Source organism: Prevotellamassilia timonensis (genome assembly GCF_900106785.1).
In the GTDB taxonomy this organism is placed as follows: Bacteria; Bacteroidota; Bacteroidia; order Bacteroidales; family Bacteroidaceae; genus Alloprevotella; species Alloprevotella timonensis.
This window is the reverse complement of sequence record NZ_LT629843.1, coordinates 88,482-112,259: the sequence shown is the minus strand read 5'-3', so window position 1 is coordinate 112,259 and position 23,778 is coordinate 88,482. Positions and strand designations below refer to the sequence as shown.

The 23,778-nt window shown below is 47.8% G+C and carries 15 protein-coding genes, 1 tRNA gene and 1 other RNA gene; 5 read left to right on the top strand and 12 right to left on the bottom strand.

Going from position 1 to position 23,778, the window contains the following annotated elements; translation table 11 throughout:
- Positions 1-148: 148 nt before the first annotated feature.
- The 4 genes from BQ5453_RS04580 to BQ5453_RS04565 form a co-directional block, all read right to left on the bottom strand.
- A complete protein-coding gene (locus BQ5453_RS04580) occupies positions 149-1,060 on the bottom strand; it encodes a hypothetical protein (RefSeq protein WP_071122319.1) in 912 nt (303 codons plus the stop codon).
- A gap of 14 nt (positions 1,061-1,074) precedes the next feature.
- Positions 1,075-1,854, bottom strand: a complete 780-nt coding sequence (locus BQ5453_RS04575; RefSeq protein ID WP_262503121.1) for a DUF6175 family protein — start codon at positions 1,852-1,854, stop codon at positions 1,075-1,077.
- Between the two features lie 110 nt (positions 1,855-1,964).
- Positions 1,965-2,798, bottom strand: coding sequence for a CsgG/HfaB family protein (locus BQ5453_RS04570; RefSeq protein WP_071122317.1), 834 nt, complete (start codon positions 2,796-2,798; stop codon positions 1,965-1,967).
- Entirely contained in the window at positions 2,798-3,340 is a 543-nt protein-coding gene (locus BQ5453_RS04565; protein WP_071122316.1) for a hypothetical protein, read from the bottom strand. The genes BQ5453_RS04570 and BQ5453_RS04565 overlap by 1 nt, the downstream gene beginning before the upstream one ends.
- Positions 3,341-3,976: 636 nt before the next feature.
- Between BQ5453_RS04565 and BQ5453_RS04560 the strand changes: the two genes are divergently transcribed.
- Positions 3,977-4,267, top strand: a complete 291-nt coding sequence (locus tag BQ5453_RS04560) for an Abi family protein (RefSeq protein WP_235860026.1) — start codon at positions 3,977-3,979, stop codon at positions 4,265-4,267.
- A gap of 336 nt (positions 4,268-4,603) precedes the next feature.
- Positions 4,604-5,764, top strand: a complete 1,161-nt coding sequence (locus BQ5453_RS04555) for an IS110 family RNA-guided transposase (protein WP_071122046.1) — start codon at positions 4,604-4,606, stop codon at positions 5,762-5,764.
- Positions 5,765-6,029: 265 nt separating this feature from the next.
- Here BQ5453_RS04555 and BQ5453_RS04550 read toward each other — a convergent pair whose 3' ends face one another.
- The 6 genes from BQ5453_RS04550 to BQ5453_RS04530 form a co-directional block, all read right to left on the bottom strand.
- Positions 6,030-6,485, bottom strand: a complete 456-nt coding sequence (locus BQ5453_RS04550) for a hypothetical protein (protein ID WP_143033292.1) — start codon at positions 6,483-6,485, stop codon at positions 6,030-6,032.
- A gap of 917 nt (positions 6,486-7,402) precedes the next feature.
- The gene (infB, locus tag BQ5453_RS04545; protein ID WP_071122313.1) at positions 7,403-10,306 is read right to left on the bottom strand and encodes a translation initiation factor IF-2; all 2,904 of its coding nucleotides are present in this window, start codon (positions 10,304-10,306) and stop codon (positions 7,403-7,405) included.
- Between the two features lie 213 nt (positions 10,307-10,519).
- Positions 10,520-11,869: a transcription termination factor NusA gene (gene nusA / locus BQ5453_RS04540; protein WP_022102784.1), complete on the bottom strand. Its 1,350-nt coding sequence runs from the start codon at positions 11,867-11,869 to the stop codon at positions 10,520-10,522.
- Between the two features lie 155 nt (positions 11,870-12,024).
- Positions 12,025-12,492: a ribosome assembly cofactor RimP gene (rimP, locus tag BQ5453_RS04535; protein ID WP_071122312.1), complete on the bottom strand. Its 468-nt coding sequence runs from the start codon at positions 12,490-12,492 to the stop codon at positions 12,025-12,027.
- A gap of 435 nt (positions 12,493-12,927) precedes the next feature.
- On the bottom strand, positions 12,928-13,092 hold the full coding sequence (locus BQ5453_RS14325) for a hypothetical protein (protein ID WP_154668737.1): 165 nt from the start codon (positions 13,090-13,092) through the stop codon (positions 12,928-12,930).
- Between the two features lie 31 nt (positions 13,093-13,123).
- Entirely contained in the window at positions 13,124-14,869 is a 1,746-nt protein-coding gene (locus tag BQ5453_RS04530) for a hypothetical protein (protein ID WP_071122311.1), read from the bottom strand.
- A 2,074-nt stretch (positions 14,870-16,943) separates the two neighbouring features.
- Between BQ5453_RS04530 and BQ5453_RS04525 the strand changes: the two genes are divergently transcribed.
- The gene (locus BQ5453_RS04525) at positions 16,944-19,733 is read left to right on the top strand and encodes a hybrid sensor histidine kinase/response regulator transcription factor (protein ID WP_071122310.1); all 2,790 of its coding nucleotides are present in this window, start codon (positions 16,944-16,946) and stop codon (positions 19,731-19,733) included.
- A gap of 128 nt (positions 19,734-19,861) precedes the next feature.
- Here the strand turns inward: BQ5453_RS04525 and BQ5453_RS04520 are convergent.
- A tRNA-Pro gene (locus BQ5453_RS04520) sits at positions 19,862-19,936 on the bottom strand.
- A 278-nt stretch (positions 19,937-20,214) separates the two neighbouring features.
- Positions 20,215-20,484, bottom strand: coding sequence for an HU family DNA-binding protein (locus BQ5453_RS04515; protein ID WP_022102788.1), 270 nt, complete (start codon positions 20,482-20,484; stop codon positions 20,215-20,217).
- Positions 20,485-20,931: 447 nt separating this feature from the next.
- On the opposite strand from BQ5453_RS04515, the gene ssrA reads away from it, so the two are divergent.
- Positions 20,932-21,330: a transfer-messenger RNA gene (gene ssrA / locus BQ5453_RS04510) on the top strand.
- Between the two features lie 902 nt (positions 21,331-22,232).
- Positions 22,233-23,690 (top strand): TrkH family potassium uptake protein, encoded by a 1,458-nt coding sequence (locus BQ5453_RS04500; RefSeq protein ID WP_071122308.1) that lies wholly within the window; start codon positions 22,233-22,235, stop codon positions 23,688-23,690.
- Positions 23,691-23,778 lie beyond the last annotated feature (88 nt).

Here is a 23,778-nt window from a genome sequence, read left to right as displayed (position 1 = left end):
AGCACTAAGTTTGCAGTTGAAAGCGGCGAAGCGAAGCTGAGCCTGAGCCGCTAAAATGCAAACTTAGTGCTATAATATCAGAGTGGTTTTACCGGACGGCAATAAAATCATATAGGCTTCTCACATCTAATCGAATACACCAATGATGTTACCAAATAAAATACACATCACTTCTTCTTTTACAATAAGCAACAGCCACATCACGTGCCGCTTTTATTCTAGTTTTTTCAAGATCCGCCTCACGTTGTGATTGCCTTTCGATGAGTTCAACTGCCCGCCGAGCTTCTGCATCTTTAGTTTGCTTGATTTGCATGCATAGTTGTTTGGCTTCAGTAGCACAAGAGCTTGTCATGTCTATTTGTTGCAGATATTCGACTGCTGCATCAAAATTACCATTAGAGAATTCAGCCCGAGCTTTCTGAATGACATTATTACATTCCTGCGTTTGGTATTGACGATAAATTGTAGTTATCTCGTTATTGACTTTTGTGTAGCCTGAGATTGTCGCAGGACAAGAAAACAACAGAGCCAGTCCCTCACCATATTGTTGAATATTGGCAAAAGTGCGAGCACGTGATATAACAGAATTAAGATTATGCTGATAGTAATCTATGATTTTATCTTTTGCCTTATTCACAAAGTCTGTTAGACGTTTGTCTTGGGCAGACAATTTAGAAATGGCATTTTTTATTGCGTCATCATCAGAGAATCCTTCCCCACGTACTGTAACGACACAACTTGCAAAAGTTGTACTTGTGGCAAGATTGGTACAGACAAAATTGAATTGTATGTCGCTTGTATGTATATTCCTCATACCGCCTTCAACAACTTGTTTGTTAACGAAACTAATCTCTGGCTTTATGGCAATGGTACTTACTTCGGCTGTTTCAACTCCACTTTCAGTCATGGCTGGCAAGAACTTGCTCCTCAGCATCTTTGCCGTATTATCACTTAATTGGCAATTACCAACAGGAAGAGCAAAGGCTATTTCTATTCCTTGTGCGAAAATAGTTGCATAAGAAGTCAACAAGATTGTCAATGTAAGCAAGACTTTTCTCATAATACACACTCCCGTTATTTAATGGTTACAATTAGCATATTGTTGCTTGTAGTTCTCTCAATCTTGATTCCAAGATTCCTGAAAAATGTCAACAACTTCAATCCAAACTTATTGATATTATACGTTCTTCCGTTCTCGTCTTTTAGCGGTATGCGAATATCGTCGAAGAGCATCTGCTTGTCGGTTGTTCCCTGGATATGGTAATTGCCTTTATAGGCATTTTCTTCCACCCACATTTCCAAGGCATCGGACAAAGCAAGACCGTCTGCGCCAACCTCTTGCGACATAGAGCGAGATGATGCCTCGTCAATGCCGACTGTTACCGCTATGGATTGTCCGTTTTCAGCTATGTCTATCAGTTTCTCCTGCATGGTGTTCAAGAATTTGTCCATCCCTGCCTCGACAGCTCTTGATGTAAGTTTACCATAGTCATCGGTGTAAAACTTACCGCTTTCGCAAACTGCATTGGCAAGCGAATTTGCAGTAGAGGTTTCATAACCAGACAGGATTACTTTCATGGCATTGCCAGAAGGAGATTCCAACAGGTTTATTTCCGCTTCGACATAAACATCTGCATCAGACTGTTGTATAATCATAGTCTTGACATCCTGTTGTTGGGTATTGCCTAATGCGGTTGCTTTTGACAAGGCTTTTACCTTTGCAAAAAAATCAACTGTAGTATACCCCCTTTGATCGAATGCTTCCTTTATTTTGGTTAAAGCGATACGCTTATTCACGTCATTCTCCAAAACGGTACGTATGTCTTCACCTTGCATTGTATATGGTATGACCATAATTTTGGGGCGTGCCGTAGGCAATGAAGTGACTTGTGACTCTATGCTTTGTGCCCATGTGCAGCAGAAAGCACACAGTCCCAATAATATTATTGCTATTCTTTTCAGACTCATTTTTTGATAATTAAGTTACAACGAACTAAATTGTGAGAAGCTTTACTATTATCAATAGCGATAATGACTTTGCGTGACACGCTGCATTCGGCGAATGACTCTCCAGAGAGTTTTGTCACCTTGGCTTTTCCAAGTTCAGACGGATAAGGTTTGCCATCAAGCATCTCTACTGATTCTATCGTAAACGTATCACCGACCTTGATTCCAGCTTCCTTGCCAACGTTGAGAAGTATCGTGCTTTTATCTATCGTTTTCAAGACTTTTCCCTTGACGGGGAAATTGATACGGAAATATTCATATATGTCGGATTGCAGGTTTTGCATGGCTGCTGTAACAGCACTCTCTGGCGACAGCATTTCCTTACTGCATTTTCCATCAAAACTCTGTGCCTCATTGCTTACGCCTGTCTCTACGTCAACAACTTTCAACTGAAATGCTACACTTGCTTTATAACCACGTGTGCTTCCGTCACTGTTCTTCATGCGATAAACTGGTATCTTAACAATATGTCCTGTTACCAACTGTTCGGCAGCAACAGCCGCACCTTGTTCTGCAAGATTATGGCTGTCGAGAAAAGCCTCGCTCTTCTGTAGTTCAAGTTCATCAACTACTTTATCGCGACTTGTTCTGTCAACTACAACAAAGCGGTGAGTGTTAGTCAGCATTTCCACAACTTTCTCTGTTACAAGTCCTGTGTATGGACTATCTTCATCGCAGGTAAACTGAGTTACGCCTACGACAGGGCGGTCATCGGCTGCTAATGAAACTTGCGTATACCCACAAAGGATACACGCAAGTATGACCGCATATAAAATGCGATAATTTCCCATTACAGATTCTTTGCAGTTTTTGCTGTTTCAATCATCTGCTTGATGGCTGCGATCTTCGCCTTTGACTCTTCAAGCAAGACAGGGTAAGCATCTTTTGTAAAGGCGAGAGCTGATGCTATCTTAGCTAATTTCATTGGATTCTTGTTAGTAGAAGATGCCTTGGCTGCAGCTTCTGCACCTTTCGCAGCCTTAGCGATAGAAACACCTTCTGCAGTTAGAGTTGCGCTCAACGCAACAAGTTCTTCTACAGTAGGTTTCTTGATGCTTACGTCTGTAACACCATCCTTCGTCTCGCCAATCTGACGATAATAAAGGTCTTGGAGTTGAGCTGATGACGCAGCGGAACACTTGGCTGCATTGTAAACATCCTGTACATAGGTGTCAACCTCTGCAACTCCAGTTTGCTTTGGCTGCTTAGAGCAAAGTTTCTCCAATTTTGCACAACGGTCGATACTTGCCTTAATGTCCTCTCTGGACTGACCGAAACAGAATGATACCGACATTACGAGCAATGCTGCGGTAACGAATAAAAATCTCTTCATCTTGTGTTATTTTAAAAGATGACTGCCTGGCTACCACAGCAGGGTTAATTTTTTATTGGCGAATATACAAAATAAAAGAACGTGGAGCCAGTCTGTCACTCGTTCCACGATTCGTAGGCCTTCGCATTGCCCTGTCAGTCCGAAACGAGCAACACCGAAAGCCCCACGTATGTGTAAGTATATAAATACCCTTTCTTGGCAACGGATGCGAAATGCAACCGAAGCCAATAAGGGCTGTATACAATACACCCATGAGACGTTTCTTGTTGCTTTGTTCTTGACTGACAAATGAGTTTGCGAAGTTCACGAATCGTCAAAACCAAAGCGTCAGATACGCCTTTTACTATGTATATGTCTGCCCAACCTCTACCCATCAGGGCTTCCGGTATGGATATAGACGTCACAAATGTAACACTTTTATCTCGGAAACCACTTTGGTTGCTTGGTAAAGTATGGTTTTAAGCTAAGATTTAACATTGTTAAATATAAATATGTCAAAGATATTCCACTTTTACGTGATTCCTCCTGCTGAAAAGCTTGCATTATCAATGATTATTCGTATCTTTGCAACACGAGAACCCGCCAAGCCTCTCAACGATGCTCAAATGTGCGGGTCGTTTTTGTTTTTATGGGTATATGGCAACAAGAATTCCGTTTATAAAAACATATGCCACACCCCATGAGTTAGTGCAGCTACTCAAAACAAGAGGTATGGAGATAACCGATGAGGAAAAGGCTCTGCATTATCTTTCCCACATCGGTTACTACCGTTTGTCTGCCTATATGTACCCATTGCTTTCTATTCCCAAGGAACAACATCTATTCAAGCAAGGAGTAACTTTTGGTAAGGTTATGTTTAGAGCGTATAATACTGATAATCAAATAATAATAGATACAGTGCTTGTAAGTTATGAAATCTGCCGCTAACGCGGAGAACATAAGGACATAAGAACAGAAGAGTTTCAAAACATACGGGCATGGACTTGCGTCCTTATCTTCTCCGCGTTAGCGGCTCGCTACGGCGTCAGCCCTTATGTTTCTTGGGCCACGCGGACGTTAGTCCGTGGCCAGCCGCGCAGCGGCCTTTTGTGTATCTTGTGTAAATTAAGATGAGAATTTCCAATCACATGCCCACGAGATAAAAAAGGGACCGCAGCAAAACATAAATCAAGCCCGCTTCAGTTTCCTATATTGGCAAATGTTGCCAAAATCCCGTATATTTGTGGGAAAACAGGCTCTAACGCCTAATTAAATTAAAAGCTTATGAAAACTGTAGCAGGGCTTGATGTGCACAAAGATAGTGTATATCTCTGTATTTTGCGAGAAAACGGGGAGAAAATAGAACGCGTATACGGCGTTTTGACTCCACAACTCGATTCCATGCGCGATTTTATGGCAGAAAACGAAGTCAGCGAAGTCGCAATGGAAAGCACAAGTGTGTATTGGATTCCCATCTGGCGCGTACTTGTTGATTCATTTGAACTCAAGTTGGTTAATCCTTACTTTATTAAGCAACTTCCTGGGCGTAAAAGTGATGTCAAGGATGCTCAATGGATTGCGGAATGCGTCATGAAGGAACTAATTCGTGGAAGCTTTATTCCACCTCCTTTAATCCAACAACTCCGCTTGTACGACAGACGAATATTCGAGTTGAATGCGGAATTAGTAAGAAAGTATTCCAAGATTGATGCGATATTGCAGCGCTGTAATATTCGTTTGAGTAACTATGTGTCCAATACAGATTGCAAGAGTTACAAAAATGTTGTCAAGCGTATATCTGAAGGTGTAACTTCACCGCAAGAACTACTTATGCTCGTACACAAACGCATTATAAACAAGCATGGCGAGGATACGATACTGGCAGCACTTACAGGTGTCGTTTCCGAAGCTGAAATAGACATGCTTGCACAATATGTTGCAGAATCAGCCTTATTGGAGGATAACAAGAACAAATGCATTGAAAAAATGCGGGAAATCTGCAACAGGGAGTTTGAGGAACAGATGAAGAACCTTCAGACAATCCCGGGTGTAAGCGAGCGTTCCGCCCTGACAGTCCTTGCCGAGATAGGTCCAGACGTAAATGCGTTCCCGAGTGCCAAACATCTCGTCTCTTGGTGCGGTTTCAACCCAAGAAATGACGAAAGTAACAAGAAAATCAAATCGAACAAGATTACTCACGGGAACAGATTCATCAGAATTGCCAGTGTTCAATGCGCATGGGCTGCATCAAGAACGAAAGATTGTTACTTCTCTAAGTTTTACGCATTTCACACACAAGTGAGGAAGAAATTCAAGTTGAAAGTAGTGGTAGCTGTGGCCAGAAAAATACTTGTGTGCATTTGGCACATTCTGAAATTCAATGTTTCATACAAGGACTTTGAACCCCAAAAGTCTGTTGCTAAAGATTGTACTCAGCTTGCTTAGTGCAAGCTGTAACAATAAGTTTCCATTGCAAGGCTATTAAGTTTCTGGTAGTTCGACTCCGTCCTTGTAAATTAGCCAAAGCCTTGGATACTTGTGGATGCCCACGTATAGCTTCGAGCTAGAAGAGAAAAATACCTTTTTACATACGTGTCGTCTCTTCAATTTTGGAGAGACTGGATATTTGCGCTGTATAGAAAACGAATATTGGGATTTCGTGTGTTACTTAGGATACTCATAATCCTTTTTTAGAGAAAACTTATGTTGCTTATGTTTTCCGCGGTAAGCGGCTAACACAAGCGTTATATCTTTTGTTCTTCTGTCCTTTTGTCCTTATGTTCTCCGCGTTAGCGGCAAATCTCACAGAGCACCACAATATCCTGATTCCATCACTTTCTGCGCCGTTGAATGACGCGGTCACCATGGTGTTGCGCACCAGTTTGTTCACGAGCACAAACCCTTTGTCCGCCTGGTCGCGCCGTTGCACTTCGGGCGTGCGGTCAAGCACATTATAGCTAATGTCGCACTGTTCGTCCATAAGCGTAATGGCTTGTTCTGTCAGACCGCAGTCAGTGTTGTTGCCCATGCGTTTTTGCGGCTGGGGTGTTTCGGTGTTTTTAGTTTGTGGTTCCGGGTTATGCGCGATAGTGTCAATCAGTTTGTCAACGCCACGTTTCACAATGGCATCGGCATAGCGCAGCATTTTGTTAAGCATTCGTTTCATGGTAGTCAATACAATTTGGTTTGAAACAAAAGTAAAGTGCTGCAAAGGTAACACCAAGACATTGCTCCCATCAAAAAAAGTGTACAATTTGTACACAAATATTTGCCCCCTTGCCCTCACCCCTCTTGTAAAAGGGTGCGTGTGTTTTTACTGCCATCTTACACTTTTTGTACGTAACAAGTTGATATACAGACGTTTCAAGAGTGTAAGATGATTTCAAAGTATCTTACACTCCCCTGCATACATCTTACACACTCCCCCCGCTGCCTCACAGTCGGTTTGGACGTATGCGGTGGGGTTTACGCCACAGGGACGTAGAGAATTCTGTCGGAGCAACAGACTTTTCTGTTCCCCTATTCTGTGATATCGTCCTCCCGTGCTTGTGCTGTGTGGCAGCATGTAGGCTGTGTAGGTTGTGTGTAGGTAGAATTTGTAGTATCTTACACTAATCAAAGTATTGATAATCAATAAGTTGCAGTGTGTTAGTGTAAGATGCAAGATACTCGGTGTGTAAGTTGTTGTAGTATAGTAAAAGCCCCCCAAGTGCAACTTTCTCGTCTTGGCCTTTTTATAAATTGTTGCTGTTCAGTGAAACGTAGCCATGCGAATGGATTCAAGCACCAAGCGCTATCACTCAACGCTACCACCAAACGCAAGCTCTAATGGGGGCGACGCGTCTCGCGTCGGGATAATGAAAGAATACAATACGAACTCTACTAAATAATAGCAGCATATTTCCCCGACGCGAGACGCGTCGCCCCCATTAGTGTTTGTAATTCTTCAGAGTGCAGCCCATAACAAACAATGTGCGAGTGCAAACGTAGTCTGCACTCGCACATAAAAATACTATATAATTCTCAACAGAATGATGCACGAACAAGCCCTGACGAGACTAATACGTGTTCATTCATGAGCATTTACTGCAGTTTCTGCTTAACCTCAATTTCCTGGAAGGTTTCAATCATGTCACCCTCCTTAATATCGTTGCAGTTGGTGAGAGATATACCACACTCAAAGTTGGTGCTAACCTCCTTCACATCGTCCTTAAAGCGTTTCAACGCATTGATTTCGCCGGTAAAGATTACAATACCATCGCGAATGACGCGGGCCTTGTCGCTGCGCTTCACCTTGCCATCGATCACGTAGCAACCTGCCACATAACCAACCTTGCTGATGTGGTAAACCTGGCGCACCTCGATGTTGGCAGTAACCTCCTCCTTGATAACAGGTTCGAGCATACCCTCCATGGCCACCTTGACGTCCTCAATGGCATCGTAGATGACTGAGTACTGACGGATTTCGACACCGTCGCGCTCGGCCAATTTGCGGGCCTGCTGTGACGGACGCACCTGGAAACCAATGATAATGGCCTCTGAGGCAGCTGCAAGTGTTACATCGTTCTCGCTTATCTGGCCCACACCCTTGTTGATAACCTTCACCACAATATTCTCGGTAGAAAGCTTGATAAACGAGTCGGCCAAAGCTTCGACCGAACCGTCCACGTCGGCCTTGACAATGATGTTGAGCTCGTGATATGAACCCATCTTGAGGCGTTTGCCAATCTTTTCGAGCGTGAGCACCTCACGGGTACGCAAGTCTTGCTCGCGCTGCAGTTGTTCGCGCTTGTTGGCAATTTCGCGGGCCTCCTGTTCAGTCTCCATCACGTGGAACTGGTCACCGGCCTGCGGAGCGCCATTGAAGCCGAGCAATGTGGCAGCCATTGAGGGACCTACATTGTCGATGCGCTGGCCACGCTCGTTGAAGAGGGCCTTCACACGACCATAGTTGGTACCTGCCAGCACGATGTCGCCCTGGTGGAGCGTACCGTTCGACACCAAGATAGTGGCCACATAACCACGACCCTTGTCGAGTGACGACTCGATAACCGTACCCGTAGCCTTGCGGTTGGGGTTGGCCTTGAGTTCAAGCATATCTGCCTCGAGCAGCACCTTTTCGAGCAGTTCCTTCACACCCGTACCCTTCTTGGCACTGATGTCCTGGCTCTGGTACTTACCGCCCCACTCCTCAACTAGGAAGTTCATGGCAGCCAGTCCCTCCTTAATTTTGTCGGGGTTGGCGTGCGGTTTGTCCACCTTGTTGATGGCAAACACGATGGGCACATTGGCTGCGGTGGCGTGTGCAATAGCCTCCTTGGTCTGGGGCATGATGTCGTCATCGGCAGCAATGATAATGATGGCGATATCCGTCACCTGTGCACCACGGGCACGCATGGCGGTAAATGCCTCGTGACCCGGTGTGTCGAGGAAGGTGATGTGGCGACCGTTGTCGAGTGTGACATTGTAGGCACCAATGTGCTGGGTGATACCGCCAGCCTCGCCGGCAATGACATTCGACTTGCGAATGTGGTCGAGCAACGATGTCTTACCGTGGTCAACGTGACCCATGACGGTAACAATCGGTGCGCGTGGTTCGAGGTCTTCGGGGCTATCCTCCTCCTCGGCAATGGCCTCTTGCACGTCGGCGGCCACATATTCTGTTTTGAAACCGAACTCTTCGGCCACGAGGTCGATGGTTTCGGCGTCCATACGCTGGTTGATGCTCACCATGATGCCAATGCTCATGCAGGTAGCAATAACCTTTGTCACAGGCACGTCCATCATTTGCGCCAGCTCGTTGGCAGTTACAAATTCGGTGAGTTTGAGCACTTTGCTCTCGGCCTTGGCCTCGCGGCGTTCCTCCTCAGCACGCTGGTGCTGCTGTTCGCGTTTTTCCTTACGGTACTTGGCGCCCTTGCCACCCTTTTGCTTGCTGGTGAGGCGTGCCAGTGTCTCCTTTACCTGCTTGGCCACGTCCTCTTCGCTCACCTCAACCTTTTGCTGCTCCTTGGCGCGGCGGTTGCGGTTCTTGTTGGCACTCTTGCCATTGGCAGCGCCCTGTTGGTTGTTGCGGTTGTTCTGTCCGTTCTGACCGTTGGCACCCTGCTGGTTGCGCTTCTTGCCATTGTTGTTGCCATTCTGCTTGGGCTGGTTGGCAGCATTGTTCACATCGACACGTTCGCTGCCAATGCGGTTACGCTTTTTGCGCTGTCCGCCGGCCTGTGCCTGCCCGTTCTGTCCGGCAGCCCCCTGCTTGTTGTTGCGTTCGCGGCGGCGCTCCTCCTTCGACTTCTTTTTGGGTCGTGTAGTAGAGTTAATGGCACTGAGATCAATGGTGCCGAGCACCTTGGGACCAGTAATTTCAACCTGGGGGTGGAGTTTGAACACACCGTCTTCCTCCTCGCCAATGGCTTTGGCGCGCTCTTCGCGTTGTACTTTGGTGTTTTCGGTAGTGCTTTGGTTCATGTTTTGGGGGTTGGAAGTAGTTTGCTTGTTGGCATGTGCCGGCACTGCTTCCTCGGCCTCAGTCTTTTGGGCAGGGGCTGCGGGGGTGTTTGCAGCAGTGGCTGCGTTAGCCTGGGGCTTATTTATGCTTTTAGCCGGAGCTTTTGGAGCCTCGGCTTTTGTGTTGTTGGCAGATTGTGTGTTGCTCTGTGCCTTGGCGGGTTTGGCATCGAGGTCGATGTGGCCCACAATGTGTGGTCCCTTTACTTCGGGCACCACCGTTTCAACCATGGTTTCCTCGGCCTTGCGCGTTTTGGCAGAGCGTTTCTTTTCCTGACGGTCCTGCATACGTTCCTCAGCCTTGTCGCGCAGCGTTTTGTCGGCGCTGAAGGCATTCTTAAGTAGTTCGTACTGCTTGTCGTCAAGCTTTTGGTTAGGGTCGTTGCTTGCCACGGGTGCTCCTTTTTCCTTCAGGAGGTCGGTGATTGACTGCAAGCCGACGCCAAATTCTTTGATAGCTTTATTTAATCTGATACTCATGCAATAATGTTAGTAAGGTTTGCTAATGCGATTGTCTCAACATAGGTAAGTGAGCTGGCATGCCCCACAGCGGCCATAGCGCGCCGCACGGGGGTGGAGTTTTCAAGGCTCAGGCCTTGCTGGCTGATTATGCTTTGCCTTAAAAAGACTCCACACCGGCTGCGTGATTATGTGCTTTAGCATGTGTGCGCCGCCCGACTTACGCGTTGTGCATTAGCTCTCCTCGCCTGCCGGCTCTGCAGCAGGCTCGTTAGCGTCGGCCGGAGCCTCAGCAGTTGGTTGGGCAGCGGGTGCCTGGGGTGCGTCGTTCTCAAACTCGGCACGCAGCACGCGCAATACTTCGTCGACGGTAGACTCTTCGAGGTCGGCCTTTTCGATGAGCATTTCGCGGGGTGCGTTGAGCACGTCCTTGGCGGTTTCGAGACCGATGCCCTTGATGGCGTCAATCACCCACTGGTCTATTTCGTCGGCAAACTCGTCGAGGTAGATATCCTCGGTCATTTCTTCGCCCTCAACCTCACGGAACACGTCGATGGTGTACTCGGTGAGCATCGAGGCCAGCTTGATGTTCATACCACCCTTACCAATAGCCAGACTTACCTCGGCAGGACGCAGGTACACCTCGGCTTTACGCTCCTCTTCATGCAGCACAACGTTCGACACCTGTGCGGGGTTCAAGGCACGCTGTATGAACAGGGCTGTGTTGTTGGTAAAGTTGATCACATCGATATTTTCGTTGTGCAACTCGCGCACCACACCGTGTATACGGCTGCCGCGCACACCAACACAGGCGCCCACGGGGTCGATGCGGTCGTCGTAGCTTTCAACGGCTATCTTGGCGCGTTCGCCCGGAATGCGGGCAATGCGGCAGAGGCGGATGGCACCGTCGGCAATTTCGGGTATCTCGTTCTCGAGCAAACGGCGCAAGAAATCGTTCGATGTGCGCGAGAGGTAGATTTTAGGATTGCCATTGGTGTTGTCCACACGGTCGATAACGGCTGTCACGGCGTCGCCCTTGTGGAAGAAGTCACGGGGTATTTGCTGCGATTTGGGCAGGTAGAGCTCGTTCTTCTCCTCGTCCATGAGCAGTGTCTCGCTCTTCCAGGTTTGGTACACCTCGGCAGTGATAAGCTCGCCCACGCGGTCCTTATATTTATTATAGAGGGCATCGTGTTCCAGCTCGAGAATTTTGCTGGCCAAAGTTTGGCGCAGCGTCAGTATGGCACGGCGTCCGAAGTCGGCAAAATGAATCTCTTCAGACACATCTTCGCCCACCTCGTAGGTGGCATCAATCTTTTGTGCCTCGCTCAATGATATTTGCTTGTTGGGGTCTTCCACCTCGTCGTCGTTCACCACCACGCGGTTGCGGTAAATTTCGCAATCGCCCTTGTCGGGGTTTACAATCACGTCAAAGTTCTCGTCAGAGCCAAAGATTTTGGCTATCACGCTGCGGAAGCTCTCCTCGAGCACACCCACCATGGTGGTGAGGTCAATATTTTTGTTTTGCTTAAACTCAGCAAAGGTTTCTATCAAGCTTGCTGTTTCTTGTTTCTTCTTAGCCATATATTGAGCGGTATTGTGTATTGTCTTATTTATTCAACTTTCGGATTCAGCCCGTTCAAGTTAAAACCGAAACTTGAGTTATTTATATATGCGTGCGCGCGGCACGTCGGGCAGGCGTTCAAGCTTTTGTTACGAAGGTGCGCCCGCCAGAGTTCTTACTTAAAGTCGATGACGTACTTGGTGCTTTTTACTTGGTCGAAGCTGAAGGGCACTTCGCGTTCTACCAGTTTGGGGCGCTTGGCACCCTCTTCGCGCACTTTTTCCTCGATGGTGAGCGTAAAGCCCTCGGGTGTTACACCGCCCAAGGTTCCCTGCAACTTTTTGCCCTCAGTGGTGATCACCTCGACACGCTCGCCTTGGTGAATTTCGTACTGGCGCAACACCTTGAAGGGCTGTCCTATGCCGGCGCTGCCCACTTCGAGTTCAAAGTCCTCCTGCTCGCGGTCGAGATGGCTCTCGATGTAGCGGCTGAGTTCTACGCAGTCTTCAATCCACACGCCCTCTTCGTGGTCTATCTCTACCACGATGCGGTCGTCGGTACTGATGGTGAGGTCGGTCAGGAAGTAGTCCTTACCCTCCAACCACTGTTCCACCAGACTTTTTACAAAACTTTTGTCAATCATTCGTTATGCTTTCAGATGTATTTTAACACCTGCAAGGTGGCCAATATTCCTCCTTGCCCCCTTGCCTTTGGTTATGCTTTATAGCGTGTTGTAAAAACAAGTGAGGAACTTCTTTCGAAAGCCCCTCACTCAATCTTGCTGCAAAGATACAAATATTTATGTGTGTTTGCCAATAGTTTGGCGTTATTTTTTATGGCAATATGCTAATGCTAATTATGTTGTGATGCCGCCCCCACATAGCAAAACGGGCTGCGCGAATCACTTCGAACAGCCCGTATAATGAAAAAAATTACTTTAACTCGCAGGGCTACCTATTCCCTGCAAGGGGGTAAAGGCCAGGAGCGCAAGGTACAGTTGTTACGCCGCTCTTGCCTCCGGCCTTTATGCTTGTGTACATGTGAGATGCTTGTTATACGCACATCTCACACGGTGAGATTAGTCTTCGTCAGCCGACCAGTCCTCACTGTTCCAACCCTTTTCGTTTGACCACACAGCATCGGTCTTCTTTGCGTGTGTAGCTTCGGTTGAACCGCAGAGAGGCTGCAATGCTTCAAGATAGCAGATTGAAGTGCTTGCGGGAGCTATATACTGTTTCTTCATTGTTACAAACGTTTTAATGTATTTCAGTTAATTACTTTACGATATACTTCTTGCCATTCTGAATGTACAAGCCACCCTTAACAGCCTTCACTACACGACGGCCGGTGAGGTCGAAGATGGGTGCATTGACGTTGGCATTACCAGCAACTACATTGTTTACAGCTGTTACATTGCCAAAGTTCAAAGCGATAGCTGAACCCTCGGCATCAGCAAAGAATGCGCGGTTGGCAGGGATTGATGTAACCGCAGTTGAAGGTTCGAAGAAACCTACCTCTGTTTCATTGGCATTGTTCTTACCGAATACCAAGTACTTAGTCTGTGCGCCGTTGATATCCTTGGCGAGCAAAGTACCCTTCAGAGCGCTTGAATTAGCAGCACCTTCAGCATCGCCAATAGTCAAAACGGCCTTGGCAGCAGCCTCATCGCTAACGAGGAGCACACCAGTTTCCTTGGCAAAGTTTGCAGTCTCAGTCATTACTGTTTGACCGTTAGCAGGAGTAGCAGCAGTGTAAGCCTTAGCACCATTTACTGCGCTTACGCCGAAGGGAAGATAGGCAGTAGCGTATGACTTGCTTTCTACAGTATTGAGAGCTACCTCAAATTCTGTAGCGACATCAATGGTCCATGTTACTTGATTGTAATAACCTTGTTGACCTTCCCATTTGTCAATGCCACCTTTTGATTCCAAATTCATACGGCCATTATTGCCATCACGCAATACGAAGCCCTCTACCGAACCATTTGTATTAACACTGATGCTATACAAACCGCCTTGAGCCAGTTCTGCAGCCATGGGTGTTACAGGTTCCTGAACGGGGGCAGCCAAAGCACCAAGATATGCTTGGGCATTAACATTGTAAAGTTTTACGCCATATTGGCCAGTAGCCTCCTTTACAGCAGGAACGAACTTCCACACGGTAGAGGCATTTCCCATCTTTTCGGCTGCAGCAACACAAGCGGCGCTGGTGGCATCAGCAGCAAGCACAGATTTCGCTCTTGAAGTGTTGCAGTTGGTAATTCTGTAATAGGTTTTGCCAAGATAAGCCTTAGCTGCTTCAGTAAAAGCGTCATCAGTCGCCTGGTTTTTATTTGCCTCCCATGTGGCAAGTTCGCTCGAACAAGCAGCTGATACACCTGGAATGTAGCGGAAAGCTTCCACATTTGTAGTACCCAAGAACATTTTAGCTTCATACTCAGCGTTCGCCAAATCACTCACAGGAATAAAATAAAAGGCATTACCTGTTGTTCCAGTTGTCGATGCGGCATTTTTCCAAAATGACAAATGGCAGCCACCTCCATCAGAATTATTCCACCAATAGTCACCGTCTGATTTGCCATGGAATTTAACGCAATAAGCTGTTGACTTTGCAGTTGAGCTGGCAATGTCAAAACTCATAGCAACATCTTCTGTACTTGAGGCATCATACATTTTTGACCAATTAGATACACCAAGCACTTTAGAGGTTCCTTCGCCCTTATTGTAGAATTTATAACCATTAGTCTCATCGCCTACAATACACCACAGACCTTTGTCGGTTGTGGGAACAGCGTCATTGTTAAGCAATAATCCGTTGCCGTTAGTATAGCCGTCTTCTGTGTTGAGATAACCAGCCTTTGGGTGATAGCCATCTGTAAGAGCGACTCTAATAAGATACCATTGGGTGTTGCTGGCCCAGGTTCCATCACTTGGTGCATCAGAGAACTTAAGACTCTGCGCACTTGCCGTTACTCCCACAAATGCGAGGAGAAGCGACAGCAAGAAAGTAAATTTCTTCATGCTTTTGTTGTTTTTATTAGGTTAATAATGAGTTGTGTTTCTTATTATGTTCTGCGCCTGATACGTATCACCTTGTTGTGGCCATGGTGCAAACTAATGCAGGACTGCGACATACAGAGGTTTACATTATCCAAATGTTTTATACGTATATTTGCGTAATAAGTCCCGTTTGTGGCGCAAATATACGCGCAGTTTGTAAAATTACCAAACGGGTGGGTAAAAGTATGTTAATAGACTAACATTTGTCGCATTTTGCAGTAATTGTGTACCTAATTATGCAACAAGGGCGTGCAACAAAACGATTGCACGCCCTTGTTATTAAGGTTTGGTGAAACAAAAATTAGCTGATGCGGACAGGGAAGGCTGGGACAAACTCTAAACTAATGCAGTCTGGTAAAACGCCAAAGCATAAAAAAGGTTGTAATAGACAACGTAGGGGCGTTATCGTATTCCATGCCTGCTTTTACGTCAATAATAGTTTCTGCAGCCATGTATAGTTGACTTAAGGTGTTTGCTCTTTGCGATAAATCGTCCTAATTATAAAGGGATTTAGACGAAGAAGTAACGCCTCTAACGTTATGATGAATAGTAATGCCTTGATTTATAAGTACTTACGTCGCAAAGTTACACTTTTTCGAGGATAGTTTGTGTAAAATACTACACTTTTTCGAGGATAAAATGCGTGTATTACTACACTTTTTCGAGGATAGTTTGTATAAAATACCACACTTTTTCGAGGATAAGATACGCAGATTGCTACACTTTTCCGAGGATAAAGCGCATTATCTTATTGCGGCATGGTAAAACTGTTTCGATACGATTATCAAATACACCTGACTTCATCATTTTTTTGTGTGATGGAATAGCGCGTATTGAAAATCAATGAGTAGCGTCGTTTGATTGGGTGACGCATTGATGAAGTTAGGAGGAGATAAAGCACTAATGCCCTAACACAAAACGCTACCACCAAACGCAAGCACAAAACACAAGCACAAAACGCTACCACTAATGGGAGCGACGCGTCTCGCGTCGGGGTAGAGAAAGGTACTCTATTAAATGATAGCTGCATCTTTTCCCGACGCGAGACGCGTCGCCCCCATTAGTGGTAGCGTTTTGTGCTTGCGTTTTGTGCTTGCGATACCTTTACCATACTACAAAAACTTTACTTGCCGAGTATCTTACATCTTACACTAAGTTGTTGCAACTCATTGATTGTCAATGCTTTACTCAGTGTAAGATGCTACCAATGCCACCTACACGCGACCTACACAACCCACACACTGCCACACGGCACAAGCACGGGAGGGCGATATCACGGCATAGGGGGGCAGAAAAGTCTGTTGCTCCGACAGATTTCTCTACGTCCCTGTGGCGTAAAACCCGCCGCATACGTCCAAACGGACTGTGAGACAGAGGGGAGGGGCGTGTAAGATGTGTGCAGGAGTGTGTAAGATACTTTGAAATCATCTTACACTCTTGAAACCTCTGTGTACCAACTTGTTACGTACAAAAAGTGTAAGATGGCAGTAAAAGCGCATACATTCATTTATAAGTAGGCAGATGGGGAGGGTGCAAATATTTGTGTACAAGTATGTACACTTTTTTTGTGCCATTGAATGGCGCATGTTGAAAAACGATGCGTTGCGTCATTTGATTGGGTGACGCATTGACGAAGTCAGGAAACACAGAACACGCTGATTGCACGTGGCACGTAGCGAAAAAATCCGTGCGATTGGTACGATCCGTGAACTATAATATCAGAATTGTTTTATCAAGCTGCAATAAATGATATCGCATTTTTTACGAGAGCGTTTACACCAATTATGCGGGCAAAAGCTTAACTTTGCATCAATTCTTCTAACAAACAACCTTTGCCTAAGCAGATGTTCGGTAAAAGGCCTGGAAAGAATTGGCGTAATGCGTTGTTGTGAAACATGAAAATGATGAACGGGCACAGCGGCTGCGCGAGCAGTATGACCCGTAATAATGCGCCATGACATACCAGCAATATAGGAACATGACTTTATCGTTCGTCGAATGTCTGCTTACACCGGCGTACACAGTTCTCCCCCTTATGAAGAGGCATATACTCAACTTTGTGCTCGTGGCGCTTGTGCTGCTCGTGGCAGCATGCAAGGGCCATGAGGCCGACACGTTCAAAATAGGTGTGTCGCAGTGCAGCCAAGATGCGTGGCGTGAGCAGATGAACCGCGAAATGCAGCGTGAAACAATGTTTTACAACAAAAATGTAAAACTCGACATACGTTCGGCTCACGATGACAATGCACTGCAAATAAAACAGATAGACAGTTTGGTAAACGAGGGCATCAACCTGCTGGTGGTGTCCCCCAACGAGGCGCGCGCGTTCACCCCCGTGGTGGAGCGTGTGATGCGCCGTGGCATACCGGTGATAGTGGTTGACCGTAAAACACTCTCCGACAAATATACGGCCTTTATCGGGGCCGACAACCGCAGCATAGGCAAGGATATGGCCGCTTGTGTGGTGCAGGAACTCAAGGGGCATGGCACTGTGGTAGAGCTGACTGCCAACATGGCTGGCACGGCAGCACGCGAGCGTCATGCCGGACTGACCCACATGCTGGCACAAGCGCCGGGCATAAAGGTGCTGGCCAGTGTTGAAGTGGGGTGGGAGGGGGCACGTGTGCCACAGCAAGTTGACAGTTTGATTGCGGCCGGCGTTGTGCCACAAATCATTACAGCCCCCAACGATCGCACTGGCGTGAAGGTGCACCAGGCTTTGGTGGCAGCCGGACACCCCGAGGTGAAGGTGATTGGCGTTGACGGTCTGTCGACCAAGGGTGGCGGACTTGACAATGTGGAGCAGGGTGTGCTCACAGCCACATTCGTCTATCCCACAGGCGGCGACAAGGTGATACAAACGGCCATGCGCATATTGCGGCACGAGCCTTTCAAGCGCGACACGCGGCTGCACTCTGCTGTAATCAATGCCACCACGGCACGCCTGTTCCGCATACAGAGCGACCAGGTGCATGAGAGCGAGCAGCGCATTGACCAGCTTGGCACGCAGATGGACAAATTTCTGTCGCGCTACTCCATGCAAAAGATGCTGCTCTTTGCCTGCATAGCCATTATAGTGCTGATTGGGCTCGTGATGGCCATGGGTATACGCTCGTATTATGTGACCATACGCCGCAACGAGGAGCTTGACAGCCAAAAGCACAAGCTTGAGGCGCAGCGCGACCAGTTGGTAAAAATGTCGAAGGAACTGGAGGAGACCACGCAGAGCAAACTCACCTTCTTTACCGAGGTGTCGCACGACTTGCGCACACCACTCACCCTCATATTGGCGCCTGTTGAGCAACTGCTGGGGGCGGACAACTTGACCGACGAGCAGCGCGGACTGCTGCAAGTGGTGCGCACCAATGCCGACATATTGCTGCGGCTGGTGGGGCAGACGCTCGACTTCCGCAAGTTTGAGACGGGCCAGTTGAGGCTCAATGTCAAGACGGTGCAGCTGAACGAGACCCTCAAGCAGTGGTGCGACCCCTTCCGTGCCCTGGCACGTAAAAAGATGGTGCGCTACCATGTGCAGCAGGCCGATGTGCCCGATGCGGCATGGCTCGACGTGATGCTCGACGATAAAAAGATGGAGAGTGTGTTGTACAATTTGTTGTCTAACGCTTTCAAATATACGCCCGAAGGGGGTAAAATAACGGTTACGCCAAGCATAACCGATGATGCCGAACAGGGCCGGTGGCTCAGCATTGTGGTTGAGGACAGCGGACAGGGCATTGACCGTGACAAGTTGCCCCACATATTCGACCGCTTTTATCAGGCCGACGCGAGCCACGATGGTTCGGGCATAGGGTTGGCCACAGTAAAGGCGTTTGTCGAACTGCATGGCGGCACGGTGAGTGCCGAGAGTATGCGCGGCAGCGGCACGCGCTTTGTGGTGCGCATACCTTGTCAGCACGATGTGGCTGCGGCTCTTGTGTATGAACAACCTGACGCTATGCAACCCGACGGAGCTGGTGTGGTGGCACCGCACATTGATGCCATTGCAGGCGAGGGGGTGCACACGGTGCCAAACGCGTTGGCTGCCTCGGCAGACGCCGCACAGGCGATGGGCGATGCTTCCGAACCGCGTCCCACAGTGCTCGTGATTGACGATAACGAGGACATACGTTCATATCTGCGCTTGCTGCTTGCGGACGGCTATGTGGTAGAGACGGCTGCCGACGGACAGGAGGGCCTGGCCAAGGCGCGCCAACTCATACCCGATGCGGTGGTGTGTGATGTGATGATGCCTGTGATGGACGGCTGGGAGTGTTGCCGCAGATTGAAGGACGAGTGGCAAACTTCGCACATTCCGGTGATGATGCTGACGGCCTGCACCCTCGATGAGCAACGTGTGGCAGGATTTGACTGCGGTGCCGACTCTTATATAGCCAAGCCGTTCAGTCCGGATATGTTTAAGGCCCGATTGCGCAATCTTATTGATAACCGCCGCCGTTTGAAGGCTTTCTTTGGCGACAAGACATCGCTCAAGGCCTCGAACGTGAGTGAGCTTGACAAGGGTTTTGCTGCGCGATTGCGCGACATGATAGAGAAGAATATGTCGAGCGAGAATTTCTCGGTTGAAGACATGGCGGCGCAGATGGGCGTAGGGCGCACGCAGCTTTATCGTAAGGTTAAGTCGCTCATGGGCTTTTCGCCGGTAGAGTTGTTGCGCATAGCACGTCTTAAAAAGGCTGCCGAATTGTTGCGCCGCACGGAGATGACTGTGGCCGAGGTGGCTTATGAGGTAGGATTCGCATCGCCCAGCTACATGGCCAAATGCTTTAAGGAGTATTTTGGTGTTAATCCTACGGAGTATAAGTAGTTATTGCTTCTATATAACAAAGATGATATTTGAACTTTGTTATATAGAAGCAATGGCTGCACGCATACAACGAATAAAGCCGTTGATTATAAGTGAATGTACTTAATAATCAACGGCTTTATTACTTGTCGGGGCGACGGGATTCGAACCCACGACCCCCTGCTCCCAAAGCAGGTGCGCTAACCGGACTGCGCTACGCCCCGTGCAAGATTAGTGCAGAAGTGACTGCTCTTAATCGTTTTGCGAGTGCAAAGGTAACAATATTTATGTAAATGCAAAATAGTTTGCCTGCTTTTTTGTGGTAATGTAGTGGTAATGCCTTTACACTTTGCCATGATTGGGCACGGAAGTGCCGTTTTGCTGCGTGGCAAGGGTGGGGAGGTGGTAAAAAGAAAAAGCTACCACGCCAAAGCGATTGCCAGGTGAGGCATCGCTCGGGAGTGATAGCTTTTTACCTGAACAAGCAGGTAGGAATTTCTGATTAGTTGACGCCAGCAGCAAGTTCGGCACCAGCCTTGAACTTAACCACCTTCTTGGCAGCGATCGTGATCTTTTCCTTTGTTGCGGGATTGATACCCTCGCGGGCAGGACGCTCGTTGATAGAGAATGTGCCAAAGCCGAGGATTGCAACCTTGTCACCCTCCTTGAGAGCACCTGAAATGGCATCGAGCACTGCGTCGAGTGCTTTCTTAGAATCTGCCTTGCTCAAGCCCTGGGCTGCAATGGCATTTACGAGATCAGTCTTATTCATACTGTGTAAAATTATTTAATGATTTTATCTGTTCGTTGGACTTGCGCGTGATGGCATTTCCACTATTAAAAATGCCCACTTGCCGTGTGTTAATGGGGCTTTGTGCGCATTTTCATGGCAAATATAGGGCATGGAGGTTAATGGTGCAAGCAATTCGGTGCTTTTTTTATAAAAATGAGTCAAAATGGCGTGTTTATGCGGTGTGTGAGTGCATGCAAGTGCGCTTTTGGGGACCTTTAGGCCCTTTTTAAGTCCCCTTACTATTCAGGCTTTAAGTAATGTATGGCAAACTTACTTGTCAACCTGTTACCCCGTTAACCAAGAATCCTGTCAAAGGCAGGTCTCGTGGCTTGTTTTATGCGACATTTGCTCAAAATAAGGCCGCACGCTTTGGCCATTTGGCGCCGAATTGCTACCTTTGCGGCCACATACCGATATCCAGATTTCGGGCCAGATTGGATTTGACAGCGGGTTGGAGTGGTATGTAAGCACGCAGTGCGCCTGGAGGTGGGCACTTAAATATCGGCCTTCGACAATTTAACTGGCGAAAACAAGTTTGCTCTCGCTGCCTAATCGAAGTACAGTAGATAGGCTTTATTCCGGCACAAGGTGCTGGAACGAGACATCACCCAAGAGCTGTTGCTCCGAAGCGTCTTGACAAGGTGGTGCAGGTAAATCGGCGCTGGTCAGAGTTGGCCTTGCAACTCTGGCGAGATTTTTAGAGGATAAGGTGCTGGTTGGTGGCACTGGTCTTGCCAGCACTCGAAAATCAAGTCAGTGATAAGCGTGTAGAAAGCATATTATTTCCCCGTTTGGACGAGGGTTCGAGCCCCTCCTGGTCCACAAAGAAACACTGATAATCAGCGGTTTGGGAATATCGCGTGCTAAAATGCGTGCGACAAATTAAAGGTATTAAGGCCATGGCTTTGTTCTGTTGAGCAATGCCATGGCCGTTTTCTTTATGTGGCGGTACCATTCTTTCAGCCAGCATTTTGTGCTTGATGAGTAAGTTATATAAGTAAGTGTACTATATATTTACTGAAGTTTCGGATTTAGCAAATGCGGGCTGAAAGCCCAATGTAATCCATAGCCCAGGGCAACACCCTGGGTGGATTTGAACAAGGAAGTGACGCCCTGTAAGGGCAGAAGTAAAGCCACTTCATCATACTTTTGCCCTTACAGGGCGTAACGTTTCTTCTTGCGGACGACCCAGGGCGTTGCCCCGGGCTATGGATTACATTGGGCTTTCAGCCCGCCTTGGCCAAATCCGAAACTTGAGTATATTTATTATGTTGTATGTTGTTTGATACGTGTGTCTTTTTGTCTTACCTTTGCATACATGTAACGTTACTTGTAATAAAAATACGAATTATGGCTACTTTGACATTTCCTCAAATAACATTGTCTCCAAGCATATTGGAGAGGTTGTCTCAAAAGGCCGCGTGTAGCGGCAAGTCTTTGAAAGCTTACATAGAGGACATTCTTTCTGATAATGCAAAGGAAAGCCCATCGCCATCTGGCGACCCTTGGTTTGATGACCCAGAGAATATTCGTATGGTAGAACAGGGTATAGCGCAGTACAAGAGGGGTAATTGTAGGACCTACTCTTTAGATGAAATTACGAATAAGCTTGGGTTGTGATTTACGAAATATCATATACGCAGATAAATGTGTATATTTGCAAGCCGTTAGTGTGGCATGGTAGTAAGAATGCCACATTGCGCAGTTAAATATGCTAAAATAACGTCATGCTTAACATACCTATTATATATAAAGCCCTTGGCACACTGTTGCTGCTCGAGGCACTGCTCCTTGGCTTGTGCTTCGGCATGGGTTTCTATTTTGGTGAGGTAAACCACCTTACATTCGGTCTGCCCTCGGCCCTGGCTGCAGTGATAGGCGCCTTGTTGCTCTACTTTGGGCGCCATGCCGAAAACCGCATGGGGCGGCGCGACGGGTTTCTGATAGTGTCGCTCACCTGGGTGGTGTTTTCATTAGTCGGCATGCTGCCGTTTATAGTCAGCGGCTATCAGCCTCGTGTGGCGGCCGCCTTTTTCGAGACCATGTCCGGCTTCACTACCACGGGCGCCACAGCCTTTACCGACATTGACGCCCTGCCGCACTCCATCTTGCTATGGCGCTCCATCACCCACTGGATAGGCGGTATGGGTATCGTGTTCTTTACCATAGCCGTGTTGCCCAACATGGGCGGGGGCGATGTAAAGCTCTTTTCGGCAGAGGCCACAGGCTTGAAAATAGGCAAACTCCACCCCCGCATCAGCACCACCGCGCGCTGGTTGTGGAGCATTTACTCGTTGCTCACCATCACGTGCATGGCAGCCTATTTCTTTGGTGGCATGGGACTGTTCGATGCGTTGTGCCATGGCCTGTCAACCATTGGCACGGGCGGCTTCTCCACCCACACCGCCAGCATAGCATGGTTCCAGTCGCCGCGTTTGCAATGGATAGCCACCCTCTTCATGTTCCTGGCCAGTGTCAACAGCACGTTGCTTTATTTGTTCTTTATCAAGCGCCGTGTGCGCGATGTGTTGCACGACGACGAGCTGCGTTGCTTCCTGGTAATATTCTTTGTAGCCGCATTCAGCATAATGGGCATTCTCATGTATGCCGACCACATGGACTTTGCCACCGCTCTGCGCAGCGCATTCTTCAACACCGCGTCATTGCAGAGCACCACCGGTTTTAGTGATGAGGACTTTATGAAATGGCACCCAACCATCTGGCTCATACTCTCGCTGATAAGCATCATTGGAGCTTGTGCCGGTTCAACCAGTGGCGGCTTGAAGAGTGTGCGTGTGCTCATGGTGTGGCGCCTGACCAAGGCCGAGTTCAAAAAGATGCTGCACCCGCATGCTGTGCTGCCGGTGCGCATCAACAATACGGTCATCACATCGCAAACCGCCCGCACCGTGTTCGTGTTCTTTGTAGTCTACTTCATGCTCATCATGCTATCCACCTTTGCCATGGTGGCCATGGGCTTGTCGCTGCTCGATGCCTTCGGGCTGGCCATATCCTCGTTCAGCAATGTAGGTCCGAGCATCGGCCACCTGATAGGCCCGTTGGGCTCGTGGGGAGTGCTTAACGACGCCATTTTGTGGATAAACTCCTTTCTGATGCTTGCCGGACGCCTTGAAATATTCTCACTATTGTTGCCGCTCACACCCGCCTTTTGGCGCGACGAATAGTTCAGAAAGTGCGCAAAATGGCTCCATCATGTTTGTTGGAACCAACCTAAAATTAAACTTACAGGTAACACTTAGAGTGCCACAAACG

What these genes read in the sequence shown, in the direction of transcription:
- BQ5453_RS14325 (WP_154668737.1), bottom strand. Translation starts at nt 13,092, where the DNA reads ATGAAGAAACAGTATATAGCTCCCGCAAGCACTTCAATCTGCTATCTT.
- BQ5453_RS04570 (WP_071122317.1), bottom strand. Translation starts at nt 2,798, where the DNA reads ATGGGAAATTATCGCATTTTATATGCGGTCATACTTGCGTGTATCCTT.
- BQ5453_RS04530 (WP_071122311.1), bottom strand. Translation starts at nt 14,869, where the DNA reads ATGAAGAAATTTACTTTCTTGCTGTCGCTTCTCCTCGCATTTGTGGGA.
- BQ5453_RS04575 (WP_262503121.1), bottom strand. Translation starts at nt 1,854, where the DNA reads ATGGTCATACCATATACAATGCAAGGTGAAGACATACGTACCGTTTTG.
- BQ5453_RS04580 (WP_071122319.1), bottom strand. Translation starts at nt 1,060, where the DNA reads ATGAGAAAAGTCTTGCTTACATTGACAATCTTGTTGACTTCTTATGCA.
- BQ5453_RS04550 (WP_143033292.1), bottom strand. Translation starts at nt 6,485, where the DNA reads ATGAAACGAATGCTTAACAAAATGCTGCGCTATGCCGATGCCATTGTG.
- BQ5453_RS04560 (WP_235860026.1), top strand. Translation starts at nt 3,977, where the DNA reads ATGGCAACAAGAATTCCGTTTATAAAAACATATGCCACACCCCATGAG.
- BQ5453_RS04500 (WP_071122308.1), top strand. Translation starts at nt 22,233, where the DNA reads ATGCTTAACATACCTATTATATATAAAGCCCTTGGCACACTGTTGCTG.
- BQ5453_RS04515 (WP_022102788.1), bottom strand. Translation starts at nt 20,484, where the DNA reads ATGAATAAGACTGATCTCGTAAATGCCATTGCAGCCCAGGGCTTGAGC.
- infB (WP_071122313.1), bottom strand. Translation starts at nt 10,306, where the DNA reads ATGAGTATCAGATTAAATAAAGCTATCAAAGAATTTGGCGTCGGCTTG.
- BQ5453_RS04555 (WP_071122046.1), top strand. Translation starts at nt 4,604, where the DNA reads ATGAAAACTGTAGCAGGGCTTGATGTGCACAAAGATAGTGTATATCTC.
- BQ5453_RS04525 (WP_071122310.1), top strand. Translation starts at nt 16,944, where the DNA reads ATGAAGAGGCATATACTCAACTTTGTGCTCGTGGCGCTTGTGCTGCTC.
- BQ5453_RS04565 (WP_071122316.1), bottom strand. Translation starts at nt 3,340, where the DNA reads ATGAAGAGATTTTTATTCGTTACCGCAGCATTGCTCGTAATGTCGGTA.
- rimP (WP_071122312.1), bottom strand. Translation starts at nt 12,492, where the DNA reads ATGATTGACAAAAGTTTTGTAAAAAGTCTGGTGGAACAGTGGTTGGAG.
- nusA (WP_022102784.1), bottom strand. Translation starts at nt 11,869, where the DNA reads ATGGCTAAGAAGAAACAAGAAACAGCAAGCTTGATAGAAACCTTTGCT.